Annotated in this window: 10 protein-coding genes, 1 tRNA gene and 1 pseudogene; 2 read left to right on the forward strand and 10 right to left on the reverse strand. The window is 42.4% G+C overall.

Annotated features, from left to right (window positions below; translation table 11 throughout):
- A pseudogene (locus AZ66_RS21320) lies at positions 1-492 on the reverse strand (hypothetical protein); the annotation flags it as partial.
- A 149-nt stretch (positions 493-641) separates the two neighbouring features.
- Between AZ66_RS21320 and AZ66_RS21325 the strand changes: the two are divergent.
- Positions 642-718: transfer RNA gene (locus AZ66_RS21325), tRNA-Met, on the forward strand.
- Positions 719-838: 120 nt separating this feature from the next.
- On the opposite strand, the gene AZ66_RS21330 is transcribed toward AZ66_RS21325, so the two are convergent.
- From AZ66_RS21330 to AZ66_RS21370, 9 genes are all read right to left on the reverse strand, one after another.
- The gene (locus AZ66_RS21330; protein WP_044356668.1) at positions 839-1,195 is read right to left on the reverse strand and encodes a nucleotide excision repair endonuclease; all 357 of its coding nucleotides are present in this window, start codon (positions 1,193-1,195) and stop codon (positions 839-841) included.
- Positions 1,196-1,224: 29 nt separating this feature from the next.
- Positions 1,225-2,673, reverse strand: a complete 1,449-nt coding sequence (locus AZ66_RS21335) for a DEAD/DEAH box helicase (RefSeq protein ID WP_044356662.1) — start codon at positions 2,671-2,673, stop codon at positions 1,225-1,227.
- A gap of 120 nt (positions 2,674-2,793) precedes the next feature.
- Positions 2,794-4,533, reverse strand: a complete 1,740-nt coding sequence (locus AZ66_RS21340; protein ID WP_044356669.1) for an ABC-F family ATP-binding cassette domain-containing protein — start codon at positions 4,531-4,533, stop codon at positions 2,794-2,796.
- A 299-nt stretch (positions 4,534-4,832) separates the two neighbouring features.
- On the reverse strand, positions 4,833-5,003 hold the full coding sequence (locus tag AZ66_RS31530; RefSeq protein ID WP_156160038.1) for a hypothetical protein: 171 nt from the start codon (positions 5,001-5,003) through the stop codon (positions 4,833-4,835).
- A 156-nt stretch (positions 5,004-5,159) separates the two neighbouring features.
- Positions 5,160-5,648 carry a hypothetical protein gene (locus AZ66_RS21345; protein WP_044356663.1) on the reverse strand — a complete coding sequence of 163 codons (489 nt, stop codon included), beginning with the start codon at positions 5,646-5,648 and terminating at the stop codon, positions 5,160-5,162.
- 654 nt (positions 5,649-6,302) lie between these two features.
- Positions 6,303-6,989, reverse strand: coding sequence for a hypothetical protein (locus AZ66_RS21355; protein ID WP_156160039.1), 687 nt, complete (start codon positions 6,987-6,989; stop codon positions 6,303-6,305).
- 167 nt (positions 6,990-7,156) lie between these two features.
- Complete coding sequence (gene rlmH / locus AZ66_RS21360) at positions 7,157-7,636, reverse strand: 23S rRNA (pseudouridine(1915)-N(3))-methyltransferase RlmH (protein ID WP_021257511.1); 480 nt, start codon at positions 7,634-7,636, stop codon at positions 7,157-7,159.
- Between the two features lie 192 nt (positions 7,637-7,828).
- Positions 7,829-10,189 (reverse strand): PEP/pyruvate-binding domain-containing protein, encoded by a 2,361-nt coding sequence (locus AZ66_RS21365; RefSeq protein ID WP_044356666.1) that lies wholly within the window; start codon positions 10,187-10,189, stop codon positions 7,829-7,831.
- Between the two features lie 108 nt (positions 10,190-10,297).
- The gene (locus AZ66_RS21370) at positions 10,298-10,921 is read right to left on the reverse strand and encodes a TetR/AcrR family transcriptional regulator (protein ID WP_044356667.1); all 624 of its coding nucleotides are present in this window, start codon (positions 10,919-10,921) and stop codon (positions 10,298-10,300) included.
- Between the two features lie 219 nt (positions 10,922-11,140).
- Here AZ66_RS21370 and AZ66_RS31535 point away from each other — a divergent pair, with 219 nt between their 5' ends.
- Entirely contained in the window at positions 11,141-11,308 is a 168-nt protein-coding gene (locus tag AZ66_RS31535; RefSeq protein ID WP_155987339.1) for a hypothetical protein, read from the forward strand.
- Positions 11,309-11,347: the final 39 nt, after the last annotated feature.

Genomic DNA, 11,347 nt, shown 5'->3' on the forward strand with positions numbered 1-11,347 from the left:
ATCGGCACTGCTGACTATCAGTTCTTCTATCTGCTCCACCAGTTTTGAATGACGGACAAAACTATCTGATGCCTCTAAGCTCTCATAAGAATCACGCAGTTCAATCCATTCTCTATGAATAGAGGCCCATTTTTCGTATGACTGGGGTAGGTTTTCCTTCCGAAATTTTGACTCAATGTGTTCCATCAATTGAGCAATTTCTTGTAGCTTCGCCTCAATGGTGCTCTTTGCTTCTTTATTTCCATTCAAGTAACCATTGATCAGCCCACGTTGCTGTTGTACCTGTAGCATAAAGGGCATTATTTCACTGATCTGCTCAACACCAGCTTGTTCGCCTCTGATGAAATTTATTTGAGTTTGCTGTGTCGCGTTCCATTCATATAGAAGGACTATAATTGGAATAATAAATAGTACACTGATGAGCATAAACTTTTGTCCATATTTTAGCCTCGATAGAATCGAAGTAAATGGACTTAATAATTTTTCTAACATACTTTCTTACCCCCATGATGTATTCTCTAAGATGTCCAGAATATTTTACTGATGAAGCTTACCAAACACTTGTGATAAATATCATAGCCTCGCTTAACGCCCGCGTCTCGCTATCCATTTCCTAGATCGCCTCACTTAGCTAATACTATCGCGGGGTGGAGCAGCCCGGTAGCTCGTCGGGCTCATAACCCGAAGGCCGCAGGAACAAATCCTGCCCCCGCAACCAACTTACATATTTAGCTCGGTACATATATCAAAATGCCTTTAATCCACGTTCAGCGGGTTAAAGGCATTTTTGCGTTATCTTATCATTTTATGGCTCCTTGGGCGATAGGAGCACTGTCTATTATTTGTATAACACCTTATCTACATTGTACTTAGCCTTATATTCGTTAATAATGTACGTCTCGTATATTTCTCTATGGACGGGATCCTCGACCAAACAAACCTCAATCTTGGTCACTTCCTCCCGATTCTCTTTGATGACCGACACCGTATCCTCGAAATGCTTCTTGATCCGAGGTCTTAGCTTCCGCGCCTTGCCGACGAATAGGAGTTCATCCTTATCATTGTAGAACATAAAGATCCCCGCTTTATCTCTAGGAATCAGAATGAAATCCGTAAACCCGTATATATGGCTTAATTTAGGATCAATCTGTTTGTAAATCGTGACATCTGGTGTTGGAATCGTTATTTGTATCATAATCATTCACTCTCTCTTCTGTGTCATTGTTATTTTCGGTTCGCCTCTTGTACCTTCAGCAGCTTGCCTTTGATCGTCGTATCCTTCATCTTATCAAGAACGAGGCGCCCTTTACCATTGAGGATATCCACGTAGGAGGCCTTATCCTCTATCGTGATAATCCCGATGTCATCCGCCGACACCCCGTCAATCTTAGCAATGGTGCCGACGAAGTCTACCGCCCTGATCTTCTTTTTCTTTCCCCCGTTAAAATAGAGCTTTAGAACTTCCTGATTCGAACGGGAGCTCCGCTCCTTCTTGACGGTTCGCCCGTTCCTTATCTTTGCTTCAAAGGCAGGACTGGTACGTGCGATCGTTTCTTTGGAAGGGTTGTTTCTCTTAGGAATCTCGAACCCGATATATCGCTCGACGTTGCTAACGAATTTTTCTTCGGTCGGCGTGGCGAAGGAGATCGCTGTCCCCGAATGTCCGGCCCTTCCCGTACGACCGGTTCGATGGACATAGCTTTCGTTCTCTTGCGGAAAATCATAGTTGATGACATGGCTGATGTTCTTGATATCGATCCCTCTCGCGGCGACATCCGTCGCGATCAGATAACGAAATTCCCCTTCTTTGAACGCGTTCATGATCTTAGAGCGATCGTCCTGCTCCATTCCCCCATGAATTCTGCCGCAAGGATACCCATGCTTATTTAATTCTTTAAACACAACTTCAACCCTGACCTGCGTTCGGCAAAAGATAATACAGTTATCCGGATTCTCGACGATGGTAACATCCCGGAGCAGATTAAGCTTGTTCTCATCCCTGACTGAATAAATCGAATGCTCAACTTGGCTTATCGTTCTAGCCTCGCTCTTCACCTCTATGTCCAAAGGATGACTCATATACTTATGGCATAAATTCTCCACGTCCTTGGGCAAGGTCGCCGAGAACAACATGGTCATTCGATCCTGAGGTAGCTCGCGGATAATCTTCTCCACATGCTCGATAAATCCCATATTCAGCATCTCATCGGCTTCATCGATCACAAGAAACTTTATTTGCTCCAAGTCGATCGTCTGCTTCTCGATATGATCGATTAACCGCCCCGGTGTGCCTACAATGACGTGATTTCTCTGTTGCAGTTGCACCTTCTGCCTGGCCATAGGCTGCTTCCCATAAATAGCAGTTGCCTTTATTCTTTTATATCTGCCGATATTCATGATATCTTGCTTAACTTGATCGGCAAGCTCGCGGGTTGGCGTTAAGATCAGGGCTTGCGGCCGATTCTCGTCCCATTCCAACATCTCACAGATTGGAATGCCATAAGCTGCGGTCTTCCCGCTTCCCGTATGGGACTTGACGGTCATATCCTTACGCTCAAGCGCAATGGAGATCACCTTGCTCTGAACTTCCGTTGCTTGTTGATACCCCAAGTCGTCTAAAGCGCGGGTAATTTCCTCGCTTAGCTTATAGTCTTTAAAGCCTTGCTCACTCATAAGTAAACCCCTTTTATATAAGTAACAACGGTTCTCTATATTCTCAAGTCTAGGTTATATTCTATCTATTATGGACATACCTGTCTATTTCATGCAGGAAGTCAATAAGAGGGGTGTATTTTAAAGCAACGTAATCAGCTCTTCTAGCTCATCAACCAATATTTTTGCGGATTCAAAATCAGCATTTTTTAAAGCCAATTCTATTTTCATTTCAACTGCTTTTTTATTTTGTTCAGCTTCTAAATAGTCTTTATTAAAATGACTAGCATAAATCATCTGTCTAAATTTACGCATACTCATTTTTCTTATTGTCTTATCGTCGATGATTAATACATAATCCATACCATTTACAACAGAATAGAAATCATGAGAAATCATGAGAATCGCACCTTTATAGTCTTCAATGGCTTTCTCCAAAGCGATTTGAGAATAGGTGTCTAAATGGCTTGTCGGTTCATCTAGAAGCAATACGTTTGCTTTACTGGCAGCAACTTTGGCCAATTGAAGCGTATTTTTTTCTCCACCAGATAGAGATTCTATCTTCTGATTAACGATTTCTCCTTCAAACCCATAGCCAGAAATATACGATCTAATCTCATCATACGTATTAAATCCAGCATCGATAAATTCTTCGAGTATTGTATTAGAATCCTTTAGCATTTCGCCTTGAATTTGAGATAAATAAGCCACTTTAACATCAGCATTTATTTCAATTGAATCCTGATTATTTTTATAGATATCTCGGAGTAAAGTCGTTTTCCCGGTACCGTTTGGACCAATAATGGCTACTTTATCCGTAGATTTTATCTCAAAGTTAACATTGTCTAGCAGCAACTCATCATAGGCAACACGATAATTATTAACATTTACAACAACGGTATCTTCCGGTTCATGATCCATATCAAAACGAATATTCGGTTGCTTTATATCAACAAATGGCGCTTTAATTCTACGTGCTTCCAATCTTTCTTGAAACTTAACTCTGGCTTTTAGTGCTCTCCCTCTAGATGCATCTGCATTAACAGTCGCGATAGCTCTAAGATTATCAATGATGTTATCATATCTCTCAATTTCTTCTTGTTCAGCGACTGCGATTTCTTGCAACTCAATTTTAGTCTGAAGTAATGAGAAGTTATAATCTATATATCGGCCATCAAACTCTTGGATCTCTTTATTTTCAAGGTGTATAATTTTGTTGAAACAATGATTCAATAGATATCGGTTGTGCGTAACAACTAGCAGCATTCCTTTGTGAGAATTAATAAGATTTTTGAGCGCATTTAGGTTTTCAAAATCTAAAAATACATCGGGTTCGTCCATAATCATTAAGTCTGGGCTACTAAGCATCTCCTTCATCACTTGAATAAGTTTGAATTCCCCACCACTCAGATCGGATACGCTAACATCTTTTAGCTTCATGAGGTTTGCTAGATTTAGTTTCTTATTAATTTTGCTCTCAAAATCATCCCCACCGATGGAATCAAATGCGTCTAAAGCGAATTGATACTTTTCTAATAATGAATCAATATCCGATGATGTTTCCATCTCTGTACAAATAGCTGTTATTTCATTTTGTATCTTAATAAATTCTTCCGCTATATATTCAAAAACTGTTGTTTCTTTTGTTTTGTCTTGTTGAGAGAATTGACTTACATGCCCAATTTTGCAAGTCGGGTCAACTTCTAATTTACCCTCGAACAAATATCTTTCTGGATCCATCAGTATATCTATTAATGCACTCTTCCCATTGCCACTCGTTCCTATGAAAGCGCAATGTTGTGCCTCTTCAAGCGTAAATGAAATGTTTTTATATAGTTCTTTTTGCGGGAATGAGAAGGATAAGTTATCAACTTTTATCACAGTATTACCTTCCTTTATAACTAAAATAGTGACTATTCTTAGGTGTATTACAAAATATAGATTTTGAGTGTAACACTGTTTACAACCAACTTCAAACCATTTGAATCCCATCGCTTGGAGTATCAGTAAAAAGTTCCATATTTCCTCCTGGCGAATAGCCTAGCTGTTCCATTTCATTCGAGTTGTACAATAAAAACTTGCCGTTACTTGTGGATACGGTTCAGCTTAACATCTATAGAGCGAAATCAAAAGGCACCCAATATTGGGTGCCTTTCGTGCTACTGCACGCTCCGATCCGTTCACCTCTTATCTTCCAATACTCCCCTCATGATTTTTGCCTTTTGTTCCAAAATCAACTCGTCAAAACTGTCAGCCAATTCCTCAAAAGGATCATCCTCAGCACAGTCATGGAGCAAAATCAACAACTGTCCTGTCTCCAAATCTTCGACTACCGTGCTGCCATCTCCCATGCCTCCAACGGGAAAAAGACGGCGGGGAGCTAGCTCATACGCCTTGTAGTTTTCCACAAAAGAGGGATAAGCCCAGTCCAAATCACGGATCGAGGAAATGGCAGGAGCCAGGTGAGTACTCTATATTAGGAAATTTCGTGCTTGGTATTTGTTTCATCAATTAGTTGGCTCGTTTTTAGGTTTTATGGAAGTCATTTTAATTTGGGTGAGGTTTTCTAAGTTGATTTCAATTTGTAATTCGGTATGCTCATTAATATCGATTAGGATTTTATCTTTAATTTCTAAGCTTTTTATAGGGTTTGAATTTTCAAAAAATATTCCCCATACCAAACGGTCTTCAGCATCCGCACAAGCAATAAATCCTTCATTTCCCATTTGACCATCACCGCCACAGATTTTCCCGTCTTGATAATCAATACTGACCCATTCATCAACGATCGTCCAACATTCAACATTATACTTTGATATGCTTTCAATGGTTGTGTCACACAAGGGAGAGCAATAAAATTTACTTTCATTTGTGTTGGGGTTATATGCGCTGTAACAACTTAAGATTGTTACAGTGCCATTTGGAAAGATGATGCTATTAACGCCGGGCAGTTCATGCTTTTCAAGATTCCAATGTTCCGCAACAACAATATTCATAATAAATCCCCCTTTATATCTTAAGTTACTAATATATACTGCTACTTGTTGAGGACTAATAAGCTATTTAATCTAGTAATCGTTTCCTTAGAAACTTTTTCACTGTATAGGCCTTCATTTTACTTCCAGTGTAGCAATGCCTTTTTCATAGAGATGGCGAACTGAGGATAAGCAAGATTGTATTGAACTCCAATGCCGACTGTAGATAGTAAGCGTTGGGTGTACATACTTACAATTTGAGTAACTTCGGAACCCCGATTGTACTGCTCATAGAAATATTCCTTGATCTCACACGAGGTGTCATTACCAAGAACCTCAGCACTCCATGTTCCCATACGCTCTTCATAAGGGAAAGCACGTTCTATTGGCCCATCTGGATGAAATAGTAGAGGGATTGTTTGAAAGCAAGAATGAATTTTATCGGAACGGGGGAGCAGCAAAGGTTTCGGCTGCGTCCAATTGTCCCATCTCCGGCGAAAATTTTTCGTCGTCACTTATGGTACGGTTCACCGTAATGTATCTAAAATCCAAAGTACAGTTCGACCACAAAATATACATCATTATATAAATGAGAAAAGCCACTCCTGACATACATTGGAGTGGTTTCTTTATGGAAGCAACCTTTTATTCGGAAATCTTCCCTTTAAGAAGTTACTACTTGCTTGCACTAACAATATCATTAAAAATTTGCTCATGTTCAAGTATTTTATTTTTATTGCAATTTGGGCAGAGTAACCCATTTCGTGTGACACCAGCCAGTCTAACTTTATTTGAACCGCATTTTTTGCATTGAGAATAACTCACTTCATGATAAGACTTAAAATACTTACAATCCACATCTCCTAATTGTGAAGACAACCAAGCGAAGTCGTACATTGAAAATGTATTGTCTGTTTCAAACTTCTGTAATTTCTTCAATTGACCTAATGGCTTTAGCCCATGCTCCTTAACAATGCCTTTCATTATCACTAGCTTTTTAAGATTGGACAGCTGACCAATTGGGATAAAGTTATCGAATACCAATGTTTTCCCTGAGGAGTCCCAACTAGGAAGAGATTCTAAGGACAACTCCACTAAATTTGTTAATAAAGCTAGTTCATCTAATTTGTTTACTTTTGGCATATGTATCAACCTTAACTTCGATAAATTCATAAGATTGCATATGTCACTTAATGTTCCCTCGAAACTAAAGATTTCTAATTCCTCTAATCTTGTTAAAGAATTGAGTTTCGAGTAATCTTTTATCTTACAATTCCAAATTTTAAGTATTTCTATATCTTTATCCTTTATCGCTTCATCAAATTCAAGTTGTGTTTTGTGCATTAATTCCAATCTCTTCAAGGTAATTCTCACCTCTTCTCATGACTTATGTTAAACTTCCACCTTAAATATTATACCATAAGTTGGAATCCATTTTTTTTCGTATCGTCCAAATTTAATACATGGTCGCTGACTGGAAGTGCATACCCCATATCTAAAATCAACAAACATTGAAAAAGACTTTATGCTTACTTGTGATACGGTTCACCGCGATTTATCTTCACGGCACGGTAAATTTGCTCCACGAGTACCAAGCGCATCAGCTGGTGCGGCAGCGTCATACGGCCGAAGGACAGCTTCGAATTGGCACGACGGAGAACAGCATCGGATAGCCCGTTGGAGCCGCCGATCACAAAGGCTACATTGCTTGTCCCGTACGTCGCCAATCGATCGAGCTGCGAAGCCAAGTCCTCACTCGACCAGAGCTGACCATCTATCGCCAGCGCCACGACATGGGCATCCTGCTTAATGTGACCAAGAATGCGCTCTCCCTCACGATCCTTGACCTGCTCCAGCTCAGCATCGCTCATTTTCTCAGGTGCCTGCTCATCTGGTACCTCGGACACTTGGAATTTCACATACGGCGCGAGCCGCTTGCTGTACTCCGCAATGCCCTGCACCAAGTATTTCTCCTTCAGCTTCCCTACGCATATCAATTGAATGTTCATTGTTGTCGTTTACCCCGTTTCCTGATTTTCGTGCAATTTATATAAGTATCTGTTCAAAAGCGGACTATTGAACAACCTTAAAAAGGAGAGCAGCGCACGCCCTCCTTTGTTTCAGCATGTATAACTTTAGTGTACCCGACATCTGCTTCTTCCGTCCATGCCAGTGCTCTCGCTGCTTGATAGCAACGTCCACTACCCCTTCAATATGTGTACGATGCCATGGCCCCCATCCACGATGACCCGATCCCCTGTCTTCAATCTCGTTGTTGCATTGCCACAACCTACGACAGCGGGGATACCCAATTCCCGTGCCACGATAGCCGCGTGAGAGAGGGGTGCCCCGACATCCGTTATAATGGCAGCCGCTCTTGGGAACAATGGCGTCCAGCCAACATTTGTCGTTGATGCCACTAGAATCTCGCCCGATTGCAGTTGGTTACCTTCCTCAGGCCGGTTCAAAACCCGGACAATTCCTTCTACTCTGCCTGAAGCGCCCGCAAAACCCGTGAGCCCATTCCCATCTTCCACAACTGGAGGCATGGATGCATCGAAGACATCGATTCTTCGCTCTGGATTGCTCGCCCACTGAAACGGATCAAACCGTCCACGAATCAACGTAGGCAGCGGCGGCAGCGCCAAGTATTTCTCGTATGTCTCCTTACGTGCAGCAACATGCTTCATACCTGCGCCATCTCCAGCAAGCAGCCTCAGCACTTCCTCCTTATACAGAAAGAACACGTCGCTCCTCGCCCCGCTAATCTCTCCCGCCCGCAACGCAAATGCACGAATAACGCGGTACACCCGCACAAATTCGGATCGCGTCTCCTCTCTTAGATGAGCATACTCCGAAGCCTTGGCAATCTGCATCTTTATGTGCTTCGCCTTTTGCGGATATTTCTGCTCAAACCGTTCCCAAGCAGCTTCATATTGCGACTGTTGACGGCACAGGAGCTGCTCCACATTCGTGTCCGATCTCTTATATTCCTCGATTTGAGTCTCTAGCCACTTGGGATCCTCTCCCGGGTGAGGAAGCGACAGTTCAAATTCATGCGGGCCGCGATGACCGTATTGCTTCAGGTATTCTTCTCTACTTATCGTCCCTTGGAGCACCTGCGATATGCCAATAACCGGCCCAAGGCTGGCCAATCCAGACTTTCCTCGCAAATTCGACATTAACGCATTCGCAGTCTCCATACCAGAGAGCTTAGTAAGTTCCTTATTCAGCTTATAACTCGCATCCCCGAATTTCCGTCCACCTGCTATTAAGCCCCACCATGACTTGCATGTATAAGGCCACAGCTCATCACTCCATATGCTACACAGTTCCTCACACGAACTTGTTGCCTGAATACGATTTGTCATCCTCGTACACCAATCGGGATTGTCAGCGAGGTACTGCTCGATATCCTCAAGCGTAGTCTTGACCTTCTTAGCGAAACGGAAAATAGACGGAGCAATTTTTGTCAACACATGCCAACGAGAATAAGGATATACGGGAAATTCCATTCCCTCTGGAATCTTGCCAAGCGTTTGGGACACTTTATCCAGATTCTTTGTAAGTGACATTCCCAATGCTGGATATATAGACACCGGCAAACTTATATTTGTATATGCCCTCCCACATATATTGCCCGACATAATGCGGAAGCCCGATATCATATTCGATTCCTCATCAAGAGCTCTTAATACGGACCATGTCAGCGGTGTCATGACGTCTGGAGTGGCTTCGCCGATATTCGTATTCGTCCATAGAAAATCGCCAGAGTGCGTTTCATTCCATTCATACGTATCCAGATTCCCCAGCACTAGCGTCGTGATTGGTCTCGTCTGGAGAATATATAGTTTACCTTCCGCTACAGCCCACTCGATATCCTGTGGACTTCCCAGATCTCCTGCCAGCTTAGACGCTAATCGATACAGCTTGGATGCATGCCGCTTACACTCATCCGGGCCTTCATACTTTCCCCTTGGTCTCCGGAGTGCAAATGACAAAGCATCCGCCTCGCCCGATACGAGCTGCTCTCCCAATCCATGCACATAATTGCCTACCATAGCTGCATGACTGCCTGTAATTGGATCTGCGGTGAAAAGGACACCCGATAGCTCGGAACGAACCATGATTTGAATAACGATCGCGATTTCATGCGCCTGCTCCATTCCTTTTACGGCACTATAAGCCTCCACCCGTTCAGAGCTTTTTGAGTCATATACCCTCATAATTGCTTCATGGATTTGCTCATCCGTCGTTACGTTTAATACCGTCTCGAACTCCCCTGCATAAGATGCTTGCGCAGAATCTTCGCTAAGCGCCGAAGATCTTACCGCAAACGCCACCTTTCCATGGTGGCTGCGCATACGCTTCACATAGACTCGCACGGCTGACCACGCTTGCACATTCAGTTTCCCGTCCTGAAAAGCCGACGTCAGTACGACGATACCCTCCGGCACAGGATATTTATGCTGATACATCCTAGCCAGCATGCTTCCTTTTCCTCCGGCATTTGCTTGCAATGCTGGCGTTAACTCCTCGAAGTGTACAACCATTTTTTCCATGAGCAGCTGCTCCTCCCATATGCTTTCCCCGAATACATACAGATGCTGATTGAACCTCATGATGGCGATAACTAATAATCTTTATTCGAGAAACATAGCTTCCTGCCCTTATTTGTAAAAGCTCTGTCTAAACATGTCGATATACTCGTCCGCTTCCTTCACCATATGCACATAATCATCAGAGTTTATCTGCATTGCATTTGCACGTTTCATCTTATCCTTTAGAAATCCATGGAACGTCCAGACGACGATATTAATTGCTTTGTCGATATCCAAGCCTTCCTTGAACTTAGAACGATCGAACCCTGCAAGCACTTTGCCGAACGCTTCCTGCGTCAGTCCCTTATTTCGCTGCTCGATGTGCGGCCTAATGTTGCTTGCCGTCTCGATATATGCGGCGTTTAGAAATTCAAACAGCTCCGGATACTGCATAAGCAGCTCCCATCTCACCTGTTGAACCTGCCTAAATCGAATAAAGAAATCCTTCTCCTCTAGATCGATTCTACCGTAAAAAAGGCCCATAACCTTCTCAACCCCATAATCATACAAAGAGAGAAACAGCTCCTGCTTGTTATTGAAATAATGGAACAATAAGCCTTTCGATATCCCAGCCCCTTTCACCATCTCATTGGTCGATGCATGCTCATATCCTTTTCGTACAAATTCCTTCATGGCTGCGTTTATGATTCGATTCTGCTTTTCTGTAGATAGGGTCATAAACTTCGAATTCATCGCGACTGTCACCCTTTAGTTGTTCACTTCGAATATTTGGTAATTATTATCATAATTGTATTGACCACTATGGTCAATACGCAAACTGAAAAGCTTTGCCCTTCATTCACAAAAAAATAAAAAACCTTTTGTACCCAAACGCGTAAAAGCATGATAGAATACGTCTATGCCAATATTTACATGGTATTTATCAACAACTACTACTTGGAGGTGTTAAGAATGGCGACGATCATTCTGTACATGGCTTACCTGCTTATTCCCGTACTCAGCTTTCTGTTTCTGTTCAACCTACTCGACAACAATAAGAAGCGAACACAATACTCCGTCACCTACGCATCCGTGATGTCGGCATTCTGCTTCATCGTGTTCTTGTCGGGCCAACTGTAACCTAGTAACTATTAATTTTTTTAAAATTGACATGCAAAA

The sequence above is a fragment of the Paenibacillus sp. E194 genome, assembly GCF_000935845.1.
Lineage (GTDB): Bacteria > Bacillota > Bacilli > Paenibacillales > Paenibacillaceae > Paenibacillus_B > Paenibacillus_B alvei_B.